Genomic DNA, 16331 nt, shown 5'->3' with positions numbered 1-16331 from the left:
GGTTCCTACACGTGTTCGTCTAGCTCTTCATGGAGGATGTGACATGATGTCGCTGCTTCGTGATTGGGGATTGTACGCGGTTGTGATCATCGTTGCTGCTCTGGCTGTCCTGGTCACGAATCGGCCTGGCAATCCTCGCATGTGTCGTATCCTGGCTCGTAATGTGTTTCTTTTGAGTCTCCTCCTCTTCTTCTACCATCTCTTCGCCGTGACTTTTCTGGTCAAGGTTCCCGCTCTGGCTGATACATCGGGGGCTGCGCTGATCCATCATCCGTCAAGCGCTGGCTCCGTCAACTATGCCAGCCTGGCGCGTCAAGATGCGGTGGCAGCTGGTATTGATCCTGATCTGTTTGTGCGACAGATCAATCAGGAAAGCGGGTTTCATCCTGGCGCGATCTCTCCCGCTGGTGCCGTTGGGATCGCTCAATTCATGCCTGCAACTGCTGCGGGCCTGGGCATTAATCCACATGATCCGGTGCAATCGCTGCAAGCGGCGGCCCGGCTGATGGCCTCGTATATTCGCCAATATGGTAGTGAGTCGGCGGCGCTGGCCGCCTATAACGCTGGCCCTGTGGCTTTGAACCATGCGCGTGTTCAGTGTGGTGCTCGGTGGCAGTTGTGTCTGCCTGCTGAGACACAGCACTATATTGCGGTGATTCTTGGATAGGAGGTCTGGCCAATGAAAGAAAAATGCGACACGTTAGGGCACGATTGGCGGGTGACGGCTGCGCCTGGGTGGTATCGATGTGTGCGCGAGGTCGGGGTCAAATTAGGGCGGTTTGCTGATATGCCTGCTAAGGTCGTCTATTGTCATGCTATGGGCCATTGTCCTGGCTGCCTGGGCTATGTCTTACACGGTGCTCATGTGGTCATGTGTCCAGTACACTCCAGTATCAATCTCCAGCGCTTGCCGATGAAGCATGCTTCATCACATCAAGCGTTCTCGTCATACACGGCTGAGCAACAAACACTTTGGTAAGGTCGTTTCGTCGTCCGTTTGTCCATCTCTGGCCTGCTGCGCTGTGCATCAGGCCACATCTTTTGTTCATTTCGAGGAGAAAACACTATGATGAATTTTACTGGTCTGGTGAAAAACGGTGGTGTCTTCGTGGTCAAGGGTAAAGATGGTTCTGAGAAACAGTTGATTTCGTTTACGGCTGTCGATGCGTTGGGCAATACTTTCAGCTGTCAGATGTGGCCGGATGATCAGCAACATGCTCAACTGCTCCAACTGATTGGCTCTCTTCGCCGTCAACGCATTCAGTTTGAAATTGCTGGCTATACGGTGCGCATGCGCCAATTCAAGGATGGCAATAAACAGCCGCAAATCAACTTCATTGTTACGAATGTGACGCAACCTGATCCCAAACAACCGGCGTCGGCCTCTGGCCTGTTCTTCTCTGGCACGGTCAAGACTGGCAATGTCTTTGATCTCAATACCAAGAATGGGCCGTCTAAGCTCATCTCGCTGACCGCCATTGATGAAATGGGCAATGCCTGGCCGTGCCAGATGTGGCCGGATGATCCCCAGCATGCCCAGTTGGTGCCGGTGATCGCGTCGGCTCGCCGTCAGGCGGTAGGCTTTGAAGTCGTCAGTTATGCGCTGCGCATGCGCAAGTTTCAGGATGGCCGTCCTGATCAGCCACAAGTCAACTTTACTGTCAGTCGTGTGTCGTTGCCGGGTCTGAATGTCCAAGTTGCCTAACAGGAGGTGTGCGCATGGCCGTCGCAAAGTTTAAAGTCAATCTGCGCAGCATGATTGGCATTCATCAGAACCGTGAGCGCTTTGATGTGCTGCTCACGGTGGTCCTGCCCTTGTTCCTCATGGTCGTCTCGTCCTATACCAAAACGCCTGGGCTTTCACGGGTGGGCATCTGGCGCTCACTGGTGCCGATTTCGCCAATACGGCGATTGCTACGTTCAAAGGGCTGTTTGTCGAGGCGCTGGTGTTCTGTTTCTTCCGCTTCGTCAAAATCCTCTGTTCATTGGGCTGGAAGTATACCATTGCGGCGTTGGTACCGTTCTTGGTCGGTTTGTTCGGCGTCGTCGTCTCGGCTGGCTGCGGCCTGGCCTGGGCGGCCAAATCGGGCGAAATGAACTTCCTGGTCAGTGCAGTGACAACCTACATGTCGCCGTCGCTGGCGAATGTGTTCAAGGCGGGTATGGGTATGCTCTTCCCGGTGGCGCTGGCGGTCCTGGCCGTCTACGATCCCAAGCATATGATTAAGGAGCATATGGAAAGTGGGTCGGAACTGGCCGTGATGGCGATGAAAGTTGAGAATGCGGAACATCATCAAAATATGCTCCGTGAAGCGCAGAAAGTTGCTAATCAGGACCAGAGCATCAAAGATGCCTACAAGCGCATGGCGGCCAACAACGCCCAACAGGCCGTCACTTATGCTGAACAGGGTGACTATAGCTTTGGCCTGAAAACAGAGCCGTTGCAACTCCCGGCACGTCATCAATCCTCGGTGACACGCATCACGCCTGCGGCTGCCGCTCCTGCGCTGGCTGCACCGCAAGCTCCTCCTTTTCCTGGGCTTCCTGCGCCTGGTCCTGCCTATAATCAGCCAACAATTATCCCCGGCCAGGTCACGCAGAATGCACCCTTTACTGGCACGACCCAACAACTGAACGTCGGTGGTCCTCCGGTCGCCATACCTCCTGCTCCTCCTCAAAAGCGAGGGCTTTTCGGTCAACTGGCAAACTGGTCAGCCGGAAACTAACGCCATCTCTTGCACGCCTGCACGCCTGCACGCCGTTCTCTACGGTTGGCAGGCGTGCGTTCATTGCTCTTGGTGATTGCTATGGTTGTGGTCACAAAACACCTGCTTGATGCCTTTATGGCATGCTGTGTAGGCCGTCGTGATGATTATGCGTATCAGCGGTCGGATGGCCGCTATTATCGCGCTGGCTGCCCGCTCACCTATGATGTGGTTTATCGTCACCTGCAAGGCGTGCAGACGATTGGCTCCTATCTCATTGATGAGTATGGGCTATGTCGGTTCGCCGTCTTTGATAGTGACGCGTCGTCTGGCCTGGTCGATCTCCTCCAGGCCCAAATGCAGTTGGCGGGGGCGGGGGTGCCGTCCTACCTGGAACAGTCGCGCCGTGGCGCGCATCTGCGCGTCTTCTTCCGTGATCCGGCCTCGCCTGCACTAGCGCGTCGTTGGTTGTTACCCTTCTGTCCATCTGGTGTCGAGTTCTACCCAAAGCAGGATGCTTTATCTGAGAGTATGCCGCTAGGCTCGCTGGTTCGGCTGCCGCTCGGTGTGCATCGTCTGACGGGTGAATGCTATCCGTTTGTAACCTGGTCGCAGGGGCAGTTCGTGCCGGTGGCGGCATCGCTGGCTGACATGCTGGCCTGGTTCTCCACTGTCCAGCGGGCTCCGGTTCCGGCGTCTGCCCCGTCCCTGGTCACTGACCAGGCTGCGCCCACGACACCGCGGGCCATATCCTTCAATCCTGTTGCTCGTACAGATTCTGCTGGCTCATCACTGACCATTCGGGATTGGTGTAACCAGCAAGACCCGGTAGCAATCATTAGTCGGTATGTCCAGCTTGATCAGCGAGGGTTGGGGTGTTGTCCCTTTGGTGCTCATCATGATGATGGTGTGGACACCCATCCGTCGTTTCGTGCCTATTATCCCACCTATCCTGACATTTGTTGCTGGTACTGTCATGTCTGGCGTCAAGGTGGATCGCTCTTCGATTTTCTCCGCTACTACTATGGACTCTCCGCTCGCGACTTGTGGTCACACATTCTGGCGGGTGGTCACTTCTAGGAGGTATCTCAATGATGGAACGTTTAGCCGGTGTTCGGGCAATTAATGAAGCCGTATGGGCGAATGTAAATGGTCGCAATAACGGTGTGTATGCTCGGATGGCTGATGGTGGCATTCATCGTATCAATCGTGCTCGCCGTGTGCGTGGTGTCCTGCAAGTCCATAGTCTGAATGTTGGCCGTTGGTTGGCTCCTATCGAGGTCTATCAAGCATAGGAGGTAGAGGATGCCGCTGTTTATTGTTGTGGCCTATGACATGGCTCAAATTGATGGCTGCCTGGGCATTGTCGCCTGGGCAACCACCGAACAGCAAGCCAATATGATTGTGAAAGCCTTTGGGTATGCGTCATTTTGCTGTCGGTCGTCGCTCGTTTATTGTGTTCGCTCCGCTTCCTCTGCCTCACTCTATGGTCCTGAGTGTACAGTCAATCTGCTAGAGCATTGGGAATTGAGCATGTACTAGCGGCATGGTAGACAGGCGCACACAAGTAACACGCGCCTGTCTATTTACATTCTCTGTGAGTTTTACTGATAAATGGCTATTGGCTGTATTTGTATAGCAGGATAACCTACTTTTTCATCCAATGGTGTTTCTGTAGATGTTTTATTTTTTCCAGCTTGCCTCCGTTGTGCTCGATTAAGATTTTGCAGCGCATCTACATCTGGTAGAACACTAAAGATGTCAATTTTTTCACCTTTGGCTAAGCGCCTGGTTACTTTGCCTAATATGGTTACTTCTGTCTCGAACTCTTCTTTCTTACTACGTATGTATGACGCTTCAAGCTTTGTTACAAATTTAAATTTAGGTGAGCCTATAGGTGCGATTATCAGAACTGTATCATCCTGACTTTTACTATTCATGATGCCAGTGATACCTTGATAAGCCTCAAGCGCTCCTGGATCGGCAAAAGGGTCTTGCCCTAGCGCTTTCATTATATCTAAAAGACCTGACGTATCATTAACTGCCTTTGCTATTTTTTCCCATTGGGGCAACTTTGCAATTCCTCGAACTTCTACGATTTCCGCAGGCTCAATCTGATCATATACAGCCTGGTCGAACCCACTTAAAGGATGTATTATCTCTTCCTCATTTTCTTGTAAGAGACTGTACATGCGATTAAATTTTGCTGTGGGAGTTTCGCGTATCGTTTGTGTCGTTTCAGAAGACGTGGATGAACCAGCATTTATGTTGGCTTCAATAAAGTATTTAGTCCCTGCACTTCCTCCTTTATTTCCCGATTTTACTTCCTTTGTGGTATATGGTCCTTCTTGTAAACCACCCTCCAACTGCGAAAGATAGTCATCTACTATGCTTTCGTTGAGATAGAAAAAGTGCCTGAGAATAAGTTTTGCCATTGTAATTCCACTTTCTACATGATGTGTCTGGTTTAACCAACATATATCAATATGAATATATAACGGATGTTCTAATCCTGGTATAACAGTTAGGAAAAAAGTCCCCGTTTAAACGCTAACTTTTGAGGTGGTTTTATGGATGAACAGCTTCAGCAGTTCCGTGAGTCCTGGCTGTATCATGCAACGCTCTTTCTTTTTGAGCATATGCAACGCTGCGGCCTGGCTCCGGTTCCCGTTCGTGTCTCCTGTGGTTGGCCGATGTCCGGCGGTGGCGGTGATAAACATGTCACCATTGGACAGTGTTTCCCTCCAACGATGTGCGCCGATGGGGTCGCGCAAATTTTCATTTCTCCTCGTCTCTCTGACTCTATCCAGGTGCTTGGAACGCTTTTGCATGAACTGATCCATGCTCATTTTCATGGTCGCTTTGGACATCGGAAAGAGTTCTCACAAGCGGCTCGGAAAGTGGGGCTGGATGGTCCTCCAACGGCGACAGTTGTTGGGGCGCAGCTGCTTCCGGTGCTACAAGAGTATGTGTCACGGATCGGTCCCTATCCACATGCTGCAATTGTGCCACGGACAAAAGAGAAAGCGCCTGGCTCTCGCCTACGCTTGTACCAGTGCTCCTGTGAAAAGCCGGTCAAGGTGCGCGTGGCAAGTGATGAGTTTGATGCAACTTGTAACCAGTGTGGTGATCTTTTTACGCTCGTGGTTAAAGATGAATAAATGAAAGGATACATATGATGAGGTATACACGGCTCTGCTGGTACTTTGTCCAGTTCCTCTATGGCGTGTACCTAACTTCCTGGTTCGATCTCAAGGATATCTTTGCGGGTCGTTCTCCATACGGTTTTGCCATGAACGTTGAATTAAACTGGCTTGAATTTCGAGCAAAGTGTTATCTCTCTCGTCGATATGAAAAGTTCAAGAGGAGGTAAGCCTATGTGCAAATATTCTTTCGAAAAGGTGACTCCTGGTTCTGAGGGTGGATCTGCTCCACCCTCATTATCATTTCTGTCGGTTTTTGATGCCCTGATCGACAATATTAAACTGGTTGGCTATGGAGTGGATACCCTGGTCTTGAATGTTCGCTATTCAGATGAGTCGTTTCAACCGATTCAGCAAGAACTTGATGATGCGCTTCAGCAAGAATTAGGTTATTTACAGGATGAAGCAAAGCGCGTCGAGACGGCTGTTGCGTCTGATTGGTCATTTCAAGGGGCAACACTCTTTGTTGAGCCACATGGGGCGGGTCGTCAGTGGCGTTGGCTGCTCACCTGTCCATTGCTCACACTGACCATTTCGCGTGGCACGTTTAACAGTGTCATTGCGCAAGTTCGCTTTTCCTCAGAATACCTCTGGTCGCAGCCCTGGGCGGGTGATGCGCTGACCAATATGCATCTGTTCCTGGCATCGATCTTCGGTGAGCGTATCCATTTGCAGGTGTCGTCTGTGGACCTGTGCGCTGACGTAACGGGCTATGACTTCGCGTTGGCAAACTATCAGCAAGATTTTGTGACTCGTGCGCGTAAACAGTCAACCGTGTATGGGCCAGATACCGTAGACCTGGATAGTCGGATACCCTCGTATATGCGCTTTAGCTCCGGTGCTTCGCCGATCTCCTGCCGCATTTACAACAAGACACTGGAGATTGTTCAGAAATCGCATAAGACCTGGATGTATGATCTATGGAAAAAAGGGACAGCTGGTCCCTATGGTGGGAAGTGGGATGGTTCATCTACCGTCTGGCGCAATGAGTTTCATATCACGCGCTCATTTCTGCATAACCTGGCCGTTCCTATCGAGGGTGCCTATGATCTCCTCAATCATTTCTCGTCGCTATGGTCGTATGCAGCTGGCCGGGCCGATGGTGACGCTGACGGTGATGCTGACGGCTGGCTCCGGTATGTGATGCCAACAGAAGATAGTAACCGTTCGCGCTGGCCGACACATCCGGCCTGGGTGGTTCTTCAGTCGGCGTTTTCTGAACCATCTGAGCCTGACCTGGGGCCGGTGGTTCGTCGTCGTATACGTGAGAAAAATCTTGAGCGTGGCCTGGCTGGGATAATTGGCTACACGTCAACCTTGTCAGCCTGGCTCGGCGGGGAATATGCTGCGCCTGGCGCTGATATGTCTCTTACCTTCCAGTGGCTTTATGATCATGGTCAAGAATATCTGGATGAAAAGGGCCGTGATTTCCTGGCAGAGGTTCATCGTAAACAGCAGATTTATAATTCTGAGGATATTCAGTAAGGAGTGCTCTATGGAAATACAGCAGGCTATACAGGAATTTCTTGAAGTGCGCGAGCTGGATAACTGCACACCCAAAACGCTTCAGACGTACGAGCAGCGATTGCGTTACTTTTCTACCTGGCTCCATTCAGCTCATGGTATTAAAGAAGTGGAACGGTTGAAACTGGAGCACTTGAGGGGTTGGATGGCCTATTTAAAAAAGACACCTACGCATAGCGGAAAGGAGATGAGCGACGAATCAATCCATAGCTATGGTCAATCAATGCTCGTTTTTTGCCATTGGTTAGAACAAGAAGAATACCTGGAAAAACCAATTTCTACCCGTTTCAAGTTGCCTCGTGTCGAGAAAAAATTTGTCCCTACTTATAATACTGATGATATTCAAAAGCTTCTGGCTGCTTGTGAAGAAGGCGATATAAACAAGCCCGCGCTTCGGCGCGCATTGACAGCTCGGAATAGAGCTATTGTCACACTGTTCATTGATACTGGTATACGATTGAGCGAGCTAGCCGGGCTTCGCCTGGGCGATATAGATAAGAATGACAGGTTACTCCTGGTGCATCGCAAGGGGCAGAAGTGGCAGCAAGTTCCGGTTTCGCGTGACGGCTTTCGAGCATTGCATCATTATCTGAGTGGACATAGGCCAGTCCTGGCGCGTACAGATGTTGCGCGTAAAGATGATCGCGTCTTCCTGGCTGATGATGGGCGGCCTCTTACACATCATGGTGTCTCTATGCTTTTTAAGCGATTAAAGAAACGTACTGGCATCGATGGGAAAAAAGTTGGTGCGCATAATTGCCGTCGGTATATGGCGACTACTCAGCTAGAAATGGGCCGTAGTCCTCTGGATGTCCAGCGCCAAATGGGACACACTACTCTGACTATGACAAACCATTATGCATCTATCAGCACCCAACACTTGCGTAAATCTCATGAGAAGTTTTCGCCTTTGAGGAATGAAAATAACTCATCTGATAACGATGTGTATGGATCTGGTTATTGGACGGAGTAGAAATAACCAAAAGAAGGACACAGCTAAAAATAGCTGTATCCTTCTTTATTATAGAAAGCGATAATCGATAATTGATATTTTTTACTTACTTTACTTAATTTATGCGTATTTTCGTAAGTTGTTAAATCTTCTAGATTGTGAAATTCTATAGCATCTATTAAATTATCAAATTTACCTTTATATTCAGCGAAGTCCTCCCTTAATGGCGGCAAATAAAAATTTACCATGAATTCTATTTGACTCAAAGCTAAAGTGATTTTCCTGGCACTATCTTTAAGGTTTTTTAGGTTACTCAAATTGTCAAGAATATTTAAATGTTCTTGGCTTATCTCATCTGTTTTTTTAAATACCTTCTCTGCCATATTACGAATTTCTTTTTTCTTAGAGATTTTATCGGAGGTTGATTGTATATAATAATTAGCAAAAAAACCACCTAATGCTGATAATAAACCACCAATTAGCGCAGCTAAGAGCGTCGTGATGTTTTGGTCTAACATTTATAGCTCCATATTACTTTTAATAATAGAAAAAACTTGTGGGGGCCTATATAATTGAGAACGTATATGCTGTCTTCTAATCCAATAATATTCTAAAGATATAATTAGCTGAGAACTGCTGCTTTTTGTCCTGTAAACTACTTATTCGCTCAAAAAAGTAGCAGTTCCATACCCTGTGAACTGGCTCTACAGGCTGATTTAGGGCGTTTTTCTTACCCTATGTTTTACACACAGTAGGTCTGGGGTTCGAATCCCTAATCGCCCACCTAAACCCGCCTGACAGGCCCATTCATAGCAAGCAGACAGTAAAGCTATGGATGGGCTTTTTGGCGCGTGAGAACTACTGATTCGTCTGTTGGTTGGAGATCCCTGGCACAAAATGAGAGAGCCAGGTGGCAACGCTTCCTGAATCACCAGTGGTATGTTATTGTGGATGCGCTCAATCTATTGGGGTAATAAAGGAAGCACAAGCGAGAAAGTAGAGCCTTTTCCCTCTTCACTTTGCACGCTGATGTGCCCTCCATGGCGCTTAACGATTTCATCGCAGATGTAGAGGCCAATACCCAATCCAGGAAAGTTTTGACTCTTTTCCTCGTTAACACGATAGAAGCGTCGAAAAATGTGCTGTTGGTGAGATCTGGCAATGCCTAAGCCGAAATCCTGTACCTTGATGATGGCATTGCTTCCGTTGGTATCAGTTTCGACGCGGACAATCACGCGATTTGCCTGGGGAGAATACTTGATAGCGTTAGTCAGCAGGTTCATCAAGACCTGTTCAATACGATCCTTATCTCCAAATATCTGCACGTATGGCTGCTGCTCTATCACGATATGGTGAGTGCGCGTCGTCTCTTGTACGGTCTCCACAATTTCTTGCACGACTGAATTCACGGCAAATGCTTCTCTATGATATTCGAGTTGTCCGGATTCTATGATAGAAATATCCAGCATCTCGTTGATACGTTTTATGAGCTTATTGAGTTGTCCATCCATACGTGATAGGAGGCGCACGGTATATTCATCATTTTGCTGTTTGAAACGACGTAGCAATACTTGCGTAAAACCTTTTAGACTGGTGATGGGTGTTTTCAGTTCATGGCTTGCCATACTAATGAACGCATCTTTGTTTCGTTCTTCAGCTTTTCGTTTGCTAATATCACGAGCAATTTTAGCGCCCCCAATAATTCGTCCTTCACTATCTTTGACTGGAGAGATACTCAAGGAAACCTCGATGCGTGTTTTATCTTTGCGCACGCGTACGGTTTCATAGTGCTGAATGCGAATACCTGCCCGAAGTTTCTGAATGATTTCTACCTCTTCATGATGTAATTCAGGGGGAACAATCAAGAGAATTGATTGCCCAACGGCTTCTTCAGCGGTGTAGCCAAACATTTCTTCAGCCGCATGATTCCAGCTCATAATGATACTATCAAGTGTCTTACTAACAATTGCATCATCTGAAGAGTCAACAATCGCTGCCAGGAGAGCTCTTTCTTCTATTTCTTTGACTATGGGAGTATCAGAGTTGGTAATTTTCCCGGCTTGTGATGCCATATTATTTTATCCTCTTCAGAAATTATAGGTGCTCTATCAGCGGGTTCTCATTATACTATACCATCAGCATAATATTCTCAGCCGAGCAGATGGTTTTTTATAGTCGTATAATTTTTTACTCGCATTGCTCCTCTATGATAAACCATTCAATTCTTAATATTATATCTTTTTTAGGAGTGAATAGACAGGTACTGGAACAGAACAAGATGTTCTTGATTGACTCCTAGAAGTTTTTTCTGAACTATTTAGATCATACCATATTTTTCTCAAAAGAGTTCATCCCGCTCTTGCGCCCAGATCTGGGCGGTCTGAATAAATAGGGTTGCCCCTGGAGATGCCACTCTGGCTGATCTGATGCCGAGTCCAATTTGGAGTGGCTGAGGAGGATCAAGTGGGAGGGCAATGGCACCCTCCAGTTTTTGGGGCAGCATCTGTCGTGGTAGCAGCGTGATGCCCAGTCCTTCACGTACCATGGCCAGGATGGTGGCGCTATCACTGGCCTGGTACCGAATATGTGGCCGGTTCTTGCTGGTTCCAAAGCCTACACGCTGGAGCAGATGCAGGGCACACTGGCTCTTTTCCATAATAAATCCTTCTTCGCGCAGCTCTTTGAAGGTTGCCGCTGATCTTGTGCGAAGGCGATGCCCCGGCGGCACCAGCACGCATAATTCATCAGTAGTAACCGGGCTACTCTCAACATTGGGAGCGGGAAGAACTACAAAACCGACATCGACAATGCTGTCCTCGATCCATTCCCCAACTTCTTGCATCGCACCTTCAAATAGCACGACCTCCATGTCAGGGTATTTTTGCTGAAAGTTCGTTAGCAGACTGGCAAGCAAACGTGGGGAAATGATGGAGTTGATGCTGCCCAACCGTAGTTTGCCAGAGGTCTTGCCGTGGGCAGCTCTGGCCTCCTGTTCAATAGACTCTGCCTGTGCCAGCAGTGTCCGCACATGAGGGATGATCTTTTGCCCCACCGCCGTGAGCGAGACTACGCCTTTGCGATTGCGCTCTAGCAGCGTTACTCCTAATTCGCTTTCCAGGGCAGCCAGAGCATGACTGACCGCGGATTGCGTCAGATTAATCGCATACGCGGCTTCAGTAAAGCTTCCTGTGTCTGCCAGGGCCACAAAACTTTGCAGTTGTGAGAAGTTCATATGCACATCTTTCATAAGTATATGACAAACATGATTTGTGTTCATTATAACAACCCGATTATACTGCTGGCAAGAGAGTATTCAAGGACATATTGCTCTTACAACGTCTCAGTACAAAATAGTGAAGGATCAACCAATATTATGGCGACACATAATTTATCCACAAAACAACCCACCAGGCAGAGAAGCGCACTGGGCGCGATTAATAGGTTCGATGAACAGATCATAGCAGATGGCAAGCAGACAGAAATCAGGATTCGGCTGCGCGATGTGCTGATACTGGGTGGGCTAGGAGCGCTGGGTCCGCTAGCGAATGATATGTATGTGCCCTCACTACCAGCCCTTAGTCATGACCTGCTGGCCACTACTTCGCAAGCCCAAATGACTCTGAGCGCCTTCATTCTCGGCCTGGCCCTGGGTCAGATTGTGGTGGGGCCGATCAGCGATGCAAGCGGTAGGCGCTGGCCCCTACTTATAGGGGTGGCAATCTATGTAGTTACATCACTGCTTTGTATGGTTGCTCCCTCGATTACTATATTAATCCTGCTGCGCTTCTTGCAAGGGGTGGCGGGGGCAGCGGGCATCGCTATCGCGCTCGCTATCGTCAGCGATCTCTACACCGGCATCGCGCAGGCGCGTTTCTTCTCACTCCTGATGCAAATCAACGGCATTGCTCCCATGGTCGCGCCCATTATCGGCGGTCAGCTACTCAGATTCACCTCATGGCACGGCGTCTTTGGGACCCTGGCGCTCTTTGGGATTTTCATGTTGCTTGCCGTATTGTTCGACTTAAGGGAAACTCTGCCCATCAGCCAGCGCCAGAGCGGCGGCATCGGCGCGACGCTGGTGGCCTTTCGCGATCTGCTGACCGATCACCGCTTCCTGGGCTATGCGCTCTCCTGCGGCTTCGCCTTCACCGCCTGCATCATCTACATTTCCGTCTCGCCCTTCATTCTACAAAATATGTACGGTGTCTCACCCCAGTTGCTGGGCATCATCTTCGGCATCAATGCCCTCGGCATCGTCATCGTAGCACAGATCAATTCCAGGCTGGTTAGTCGCCTCTCATCACAAACCCTGCTGACCTGGGGCTACGCCATCATCGCCGCTGGGGGAATCGCCACCTTCGCGGTCACCATCAGTGGCATTGGACTCATCGGTCTGATACCCGCATTCTTTATATTGGCTTCTAGCCTGGGCTTGATCATGCCTAACGCCACCACGCTGGCACTCGCCAACACACGGGCTGCCGGGAGCGCCTCGGCCCTGCTGGGCGTGTTGCAACTCGCCATCGGAGCACTGGTCGCACCCATAGTGGGGCTTAGCGGTTCCGCCAGCGCGGTTCCCATGGGGACAGCAATCGCCGCGTTTGCGCTTGCCACCCTGGCAACCTTCTTCATCCTCTGCCGCCCTGGCTCCCATTGATCAGTGATGCTACAATGATTCTGGCTAAAATAGCGAAATAAAAATATAAAGAATTAGCCGAGGTAAGAAATGCGACTTGATCAGCGATTGGTGGACGCAGCCATAGAGCTAAATAACGATGCCTCGTTTGACGTCTTTGCGGGCAGTAATTTTGATCCATGTAAGACCACGAGAAAGGAAAAATAGTGAGCGATCAATCAACACAGACGCACTTCATTAATCCCTCGACGCTGCCAGGTACCGCCGGCTACAGCCACGTGGTTGAGGTAACCGGTGGACGGACGATTTTCATCTCTGGCCAGGTGGCCATCAACCCATCCGGAGAAATCGTCGGCCGCAATGACTTCCGCGCCCAGACGCAACAGGTCTTTGAAAATATCAAAACCGCCCTGGTCGCCGTTGGAGCCGACTTCACCCATGTTATCAAACTAAACATGTACGTCGTCGATATCTCACAGGTACCCATCCTGCGCGAGGTACGCGACCGCTATGTGAACACCCAGAATCCACCAGCAAGCACACTGGTTGAAATACGCAGACTGGTCAGAGAAGAATTACTGATTGAAATCGAGGCGGTCGCCCATCTACCCGAGTAGGGAACGCACGTTCCTGTGTCCAATACCTTTCATTTGATTTGGAGACGGTAAATAAAGCAAAAAACATAAAGAGAATGAAATCGTAGGTGCTGGGATAAGCTCAGCACCTACGATTTCGTTCTCTTTTCTTGTTGGGTTTATCTCGCTTTTGCATGAAGGCAAAGGGTTGGGCCGGCGATACTTTCTGCGCCGGTCAGGGATTTGTGCATTGGTTCACCGCGACAGGACTCAAAGATGAGCTGTCCAGCTCATCTTTCCAGCTAGCTCTTTTCAGGACGATAAGTAGATTGGAGGTAGTAGATTGCAGCGACTTGTGCATTTAATCAAACCCGACGCTTGTTTCAAGAACGGGCTTTACGCAAGCGGATCAGGCTAAAAACGACGATGGCAGCTACGGCAACCATCCAAACAGGAAGATTAAAGATGGTATCTCCAGTTTTGTCGTCTTTGATAAGCAAAAATGAGATTTTATTGGCTTTTTTTAGTACATCCTGTACCATAAGATTTGCTTCCTTCCCTTGAAAGAGATAGATAAATACATAAGCTATTGTTTATAGTCTGAATAAACTGTAGCATAGGACGAAGCAAGATGCTACTTTTCCTCGTGCTGCAGAGAATATTTTCTTATGCACGCTATTTCAAGGTCAGGATACTGGCGAGTTACCAGTCAGCTCTGCTTGCGGGGTCGGGTCATGAAGTAGGCAAGCACAACACCGGCGCCAATACCACCCACGGTCATATAGTTAGAGGTAGTGCCACCTGTCAGGGCAATGATAACCGCCACCAATATTAAGGCGGCACCAGCCAGCAAGACATAGGTTTGTAGGGCAATGTTTCGCATCAATAATCTCCAGCAAAAAATCTTATTCTAGTCTACACTGTCCTTTTCACCTAAGCAAGCTAGCACGGGTCAGAAGTCACGTCCAGGGTTATTCAGGCATAAAAAAAGCGGCCCCCAATGGGCCCGCTTTTTTTATTATATTATCATTATGCAGAAAGTGATTTATTGTGCAATCGCCAATACTTCTAAGTTTGACCATGGCGACACAGGTTTCTTATTATAGCTAAGAGGAAGCTGAGCAACTGCTTGCATAATACGATCAACCATATCAACTGGCGGCTCGAATTGTTCCAATTGTTCGAAAAGCTCATCGATATCCGCGTCGTTATCAAAATCGTTTTCCAGCAGATTCAGTGATACATTATTCATAAGAACTCCCTCTACGTTATTCGTATGTGTCATCTGTTTTTAACACGAATAACATTAGAAAGAAGTTTCAGTTTTTCCAAGGTTTCTTATCAAAAATCCAGCTAACTCTTAAGAAACATTAGGATGCGGCCTCTTCAACCTGCTCTGGTTTCCAGTGTTTAGCCATAGCTGCACGCAACAATGGGCGCGCACGCTGGAAATATGTTTTCGCAGTTGCCTCAGGCATGCTCAAGGTTTTTCCAATTTCAGAGAAACTTAACTGGCTGGCATAACGCAGCAGTACCACGGAACGGAATTTGGGCGGCAGGGCATCAATAGCGTTACGCAGGGCCTGTTGCAGATCACTGCGCTCAGCCATTTCGTCTGGCAGCGGCTGGGTATCGGGCATAATATCCAGGGGAGACAGTTCGTCGTCGTCGTGACTGGCCTCAAGCTCCGAGAAGTGGATCGAACGTTTACGGCGCAGTTCGTCCAGACAGCGGTTACGTGCGACCTGGAATAGCCAGGCTTTTAGAGGCTCGCCTGTACGTAGGGTAGGCATCGAAATGTAAAGTTGTAAAAAGACTTGCTGAGAAACGTCACAGGCCAGATCATAATCACCCAACAAATGACAAATAAAATTGAAGAGTGGTGTATTGTAGCGTTGCACTAATACTTCAAATGACTGCTGGTCACCTGAGAGTGTACGTGTAACTAACATCCCATCAGTAATTTCATTATTATTCTGGGGTTTCTGAATTCGAGTGCGTTCTTTAACTTGCATTATTAACAACCTCACTTTCTTTTGACTTCTATAGCATAGATTTTTCAGATTGAAATTGCAAGCGTTTTTCGAGATTATAAGCTCTACTGTAATGCGCTCTAAGCGTAATTTTAAGAAATTAAAACAAGCTTGGTAATTGCTTAAAATGATCTGAAATTCTATTTTTAATCTCTCTCTAATCTACTTCTTATCTCATTCTAAGCTTGAGGTCTGATTGGAGTCAAAAGGTGAGGTTTTATTAGAGGAACTAAGCTTCTTTCTTAGATTACGATTCACAACTGTCATTGTGATACAAATAGACACATCTGTAAAAATTAAAAAAAAGGCCACAGAGCGGAATGTGGATAACTATGTGGACAAGTGTTCTAATATGTGGATAACTTACAATGTTGATAAAAAAAGACGAGGTTGCCAGCAGCAACCTCGTCTTTTTGGCTACTTTTAAATTTAATCTTGTGGCACCTCAGGCTGGGTCGCTTGATCCCTGGAATCCGCCCTGGTATTGGAAGTACGAGAGCGATCACTTTTACGCGCCTGGTCATCAGGATGGATCTGCTGCCCCTGAGAGCCATGGGGGTCAGGTTTGCCTTTGCTGTCATACTGGCCCTGACCATATTGCCCCTCGTTTCCCTGAGCTCCATATAATTCTGCTTCACCTGGCTGTTTGCTCTTATCTTTTTGCCCATACTGCTCAGACATAGCTGATGACCTCCTTTTTTAC

22 protein-coding genes are annotated in these 16331 nt (G+C 48.5%); 13 read left to right on the top strand and 9 right to left on the bottom strand.

The annotated features are described in order from the left end of the window. The first annotated feature begins 43 nt into the window (after positions 1 to 43). The 8 genes from JMI88_RS30955 to JMI88_RS30920 all read left to right on the top strand — a co-directional run bounded on the left by JMI88_RS30955 (position 44) and on the right by JMI88_RS30920 (position 4247). Positions 44 to 667, top strand: coding sequence for a lytic transglycosylase domain-containing protein (locus JMI88_RS30955; RefSeq protein WP_201365911.1), 624 nt, complete (start codon positions 44 to 46; stop codon positions 665 to 667). A 12-nt stretch (positions 668 to 679) separates the two neighbouring features. After that, positions 680 to 979: a hypothetical protein gene (locus tag JMI88_RS30950; protein ID WP_201365910.1), complete on the top strand. Its 300-nt coding sequence runs from the start codon at positions 680 to 682 to the stop codon at positions 977 to 979. A gap of 87 nt (positions 980 to 1066) precedes the next feature. After that, positions 1067 to 1705, top strand: coding sequence for a hypothetical protein (locus JMI88_RS30945; protein WP_201365909.1), 639 nt, complete (start codon positions 1067 to 1069; stop codon positions 1703 to 1705). Between the two features lie 14 nt (positions 1706 to 1719). Next, the gene (locus tag JMI88_RS30940) at positions 1720 to 2097 is read left to right on the top strand and encodes a hypothetical protein (protein ID WP_201365908.1); all 378 of its coding nucleotides are present in this window, start codon (positions 1720 to 1722) and stop codon (positions 2095 to 2097) included. After that, positions 2013 to 2726: a hypothetical protein gene (locus tag JMI88_RS30935; RefSeq protein WP_201365907.1), complete on the top strand. Its 714-nt coding sequence runs from the start codon at positions 2013 to 2015 to the stop codon at positions 2724 to 2726. Before JMI88_RS30940 ends, JMI88_RS30935 begins: the two co-directional genes overlap by 85 nt. Before the next feature lie 81 nt (positions 2727 to 2807). Beyond that, entirely contained in the window at positions 2808 to 3785 is a 978-nt protein-coding gene (locus JMI88_RS30930) for a TOTE conflict system archaeo-eukaryotic primase domain-containing protein (protein WP_201365906.1), read from the top strand. A gap of 11 nt (positions 3786 to 3796) precedes the next feature. Further along, positions 3797 to 4000 (top strand): hypothetical protein, encoded by a 204-nt coding sequence (locus JMI88_RS30925; RefSeq protein ID WP_201365905.1) that lies wholly within the window; start codon positions 3797 to 3799, stop codon positions 3998 to 4000. Positions 4001 to 4010: 10 nt separating this feature from the next. Next, positions 4011 to 4247, top strand: coding sequence for a hypothetical protein (locus JMI88_RS30920; RefSeq protein WP_201365904.1), 237 nt, complete (start codon positions 4011 to 4013; stop codon positions 4245 to 4247). Positions 4248 to 4309: 62 nt separating this feature from the next. Here JMI88_RS30920 and JMI88_RS30915 read toward each other — a convergent pair whose 3' ends face one another. After that, positions 4310 to 5140, bottom strand: a complete 831-nt coding sequence (locus tag JMI88_RS30915) for a DUF6414 family protein (protein ID WP_201365903.1) — start codon at positions 5138 to 5140, stop codon at positions 4310 to 4312. 135 nt (positions 5141 to 5275) lie between these two features. Here JMI88_RS30915 and JMI88_RS30910 point away from each other — a divergent pair, with 135 nt between their 5' ends. From JMI88_RS30910 to JMI88_RS30900, 3 genes are all read left to right on the top strand, one after another. Then, positions 5276 to 5866 (top strand): SprT family zinc-dependent metalloprotease, encoded by a 591-nt coding sequence (locus tag JMI88_RS30910; protein WP_201365902.1) that lies wholly within the window; start codon positions 5276 to 5278, stop codon positions 5864 to 5866. Between the two features lie 216 nt (positions 5867 to 6082). Continuing rightward, positions 6083 to 7393, top strand: coding sequence for a hypothetical protein (locus tag JMI88_RS30905; RefSeq protein WP_201365901.1), 1311 nt, complete (start codon positions 6083 to 6085; stop codon positions 7391 to 7393). A gap of 10 nt (positions 7394 to 7403) precedes the next feature. After that, on the top strand, positions 7404 to 8405 hold the full coding sequence (locus JMI88_RS30900) for a tyrosine-type recombinase/integrase (RefSeq protein ID WP_201365900.1): 1002 nt from the start codon (positions 7404 to 7406) through the stop codon (positions 8403 to 8405). A 23-nt stretch (positions 8406 to 8428) separates the two neighbouring features. On the opposite strand, the gene JMI88_RS30895 is transcribed toward JMI88_RS30900, so the two are convergent. From JMI88_RS30895 to JMI88_RS30885, 3 genes are all read right to left on the bottom strand, one after another. Beyond that, on the bottom strand, positions 8429 to 8902 hold the full coding sequence (locus JMI88_RS30895; protein ID WP_201365899.1) for a hypothetical protein: 474 nt from the start codon (positions 8900 to 8902) through the stop codon (positions 8429 to 8431). A 444-nt stretch (positions 8903 to 9346) separates the two neighbouring features. After that, the gene (locus tag JMI88_RS30890; protein WP_201365898.1) at positions 9347 to 10456 is read right to left on the bottom strand and encodes a sensor histidine kinase; all 1110 of its coding nucleotides are present in this window, start codon (positions 10454 to 10456) and stop codon (positions 9347 to 9349) included. Positions 10457 to 10722: 266 nt separating this feature from the next. Further along, positions 10723 to 11616: a LysR family transcriptional regulator gene (locus JMI88_RS30885; protein ID WP_201365897.1), complete on the bottom strand. Its 894-nt coding sequence runs from the start codon at positions 11614 to 11616 to the stop codon at positions 10723 to 10725. A gap of 141 nt (positions 11617 to 11757) precedes the next feature. Between JMI88_RS30885 and JMI88_RS30880 the strand changes: the two genes are divergently transcribed. Both JMI88_RS30880 and JMI88_RS30875 read left to right on the top strand, forming a co-directional pair. Then, positions 11758 to 13041: a multidrug effflux MFS transporter gene (locus tag JMI88_RS30880; protein WP_201365896.1), complete on the top strand. Its 1284-nt coding sequence runs from the start codon at positions 11758 to 11760 to the stop codon at positions 13039 to 13041. Between the two features lie 185 nt (positions 13042 to 13226). Continuing rightward, positions 13227 to 13637, top strand: coding sequence for a RidA family protein (locus JMI88_RS30875; RefSeq protein WP_201365895.1), 411 nt, complete (start codon positions 13227 to 13229; stop codon positions 13635 to 13637). Positions 13638 to 13978: 341 nt separating this feature from the next. Here the strand turns inward: JMI88_RS30875 and JMI88_RS30870 are convergent, their stop codons facing one another. The 5 genes from JMI88_RS30870 to JMI88_RS30850 form a co-directional block, all read right to left on the bottom strand. After that, positions 13979 to 14137 carry a hypothetical protein gene (locus JMI88_RS30870; protein WP_201365894.1) on the bottom strand — a complete coding sequence of 53 codons (159 nt, stop codon included), beginning with the start codon at positions 14135 to 14137 and terminating at the stop codon, positions 13979 to 13981. A 167-nt stretch (positions 14138 to 14304) separates the two neighbouring features. After that, entirely contained in the window at positions 14305 to 14478 is a 174-nt protein-coding gene (locus JMI88_RS30865; RefSeq protein WP_201365893.1) for a hypothetical protein, read from the bottom strand. Positions 14479 to 14640: 162 nt separating this feature from the next. After that, complete coding sequence (locus tag JMI88_RS30860) at positions 14641 to 14847, bottom strand: hypothetical protein (protein ID WP_201365892.1); 207 nt, start codon at positions 14845 to 14847, stop codon at positions 14641 to 14643. Between the two features lie 118 nt (positions 14848 to 14965). After that, positions 14966 to 15610, bottom strand: coding sequence for an RNA polymerase sigma factor (locus tag JMI88_RS30855; protein ID WP_201365891.1), 645 nt, complete (start codon positions 15608 to 15610; stop codon positions 14966 to 14968). 447 nt (positions 15611 to 16057) lie between these two features. Continuing rightward, positions 16058 to 16309 carry a hypothetical protein gene (locus JMI88_RS30850; protein ID WP_201365890.1) on the bottom strand — a complete coding sequence of 84 codons (252 nt, stop codon included), beginning with the start codon at positions 16307 to 16309 and terminating at the stop codon, positions 16058 to 16060. Positions 16310 to 16331 lie beyond the last annotated feature (22 nt).

The sequence above is a fragment of the Dictyobacter formicarum genome (assembly GCF_016587435.1).
Note: the sequence above shows the minus strand (reverse complement) of the source record. Positions and strands in the feature narration are given on the sequence as shown.

Bases quoted from the DNA above. Each gene is read 5' to 3' on its own strand.
- JMI88_RS30945 (WP_201365909.1), top strand. From the start codon at position 1,067: ATGATGAATTTTACTGGTCTGGTGAAAAACGGTGGTGTCTTCGTGGTC.
- JMI88_RS30925 (WP_201365905.1), top strand. From the start codon at position 3,797: ATGATGGAACGTTTAGCCGGTGTTCGGGCAATTAATGAAGCCGTATGG.
- JMI88_RS30880 (WP_201365896.1), top strand. From the start codon at position 11,758: ATGGCGACACATAATTTATCCACAAAACAACCCACCAGGCAGAGAAGC.
- JMI88_RS30870 (WP_201365894.1), bottom strand. From the start codon at position 14,137: ATGGTACAGGATGTACTAAAAAAAGCCAATAAAATCTCATTTTTGCTT.
- JMI88_RS30890 (WP_201365898.1), bottom strand. From the start codon at position 10,456: ATGGCATCACAAGCCGGGAAAATTACCAACTCTGATACTCCCATAGTC.
- JMI88_RS30915 (WP_201365903.1), bottom strand. From the start codon at position 5,140: ATGGCAAAACTTATTCTCAGGCACTTTTTCTATCTCAACGAAAGCATA.
- JMI88_RS30950 (WP_201365910.1), top strand. From the start codon at position 680: ATGAAAGAAAAATGCGACACGTTAGGGCACGATTGGCGGGTGACGGCT.
- JMI88_RS30940 (WP_201365908.1), top strand. From the start codon at position 1,720: ATGGCCGTCGCAAAGTTTAAAGTCAATCTGCGCAGCATGATTGGCATT.
- JMI88_RS30855 (WP_201365891.1), bottom strand. From the start codon at position 15,610: ATGCAAGTTAAAGAACGCACTCGAATTCAGAAACCCCAGAATAATAAT.
- JMI88_RS30850 (WP_201365890.1), bottom strand. From the start codon at position 16,309: ATGTCTGAGCAGTATGGGCAAAAAGATAAGAGCAAACAGCCAGGTGAA.
- JMI88_RS30905 (WP_201365901.1), top strand. From the start codon at position 6,083: ATGTGCAAATATTCTTTCGAAAAGGTGACTCCTGGTTCTGAGGGTGGA.
- JMI88_RS30865 (WP_201365893.1), bottom strand. From the start codon at position 14,478: ATGCGAAACATTGCCCTACAAACCTATGTCTTGCTGGCTGGTGCCGCC.
- JMI88_RS30920 (WP_201365904.1), top strand. From the start codon at position 4,011: ATGCCGCTGTTTATTGTTGTGGCCTATGACATGGCTCAAATTGATGGC.
- JMI88_RS30860 (WP_201365892.1), bottom strand. From the start codon at position 14,847: ATGAATAATGTATCACTGAATCTGCTGGAAAACGATTTTGATAACGAC.
- JMI88_RS30910 (WP_201365902.1), top strand. From the start codon at position 5,276: ATGGATGAACAGCTTCAGCAGTTCCGTGAGTCCTGGCTGTATCATGCA.
- JMI88_RS30900 (WP_201365900.1), top strand. From the start codon at position 7,404: ATGGAAATACAGCAGGCTATACAGGAATTTCTTGAAGTGCGCGAGCTG.
- JMI88_RS30885 (WP_201365897.1), bottom strand. From the start codon at position 11,616: ATGAACTTCTCACAACTGCAAAGTTTTGTGGCCCTGGCAGACACAGGA.
- JMI88_RS30955 (WP_201365911.1), top strand. From the start codon at position 44: ATGATGTCGCTGCTTCGTGATTGGGGATTGTACGCGGTTGTGATCATC.
- JMI88_RS30930 (WP_201365906.1), top strand. From the start codon at position 2,808: ATGGTTGTGGTCACAAAACACCTGCTTGATGCCTTTATGGCATGCTGT.
- JMI88_RS30895 (WP_201365899.1), bottom strand. From the start codon at position 8,902: ATGTTAGACCAAAACATCACGACGCTCTTAGCTGCGCTAATTGGTGGT.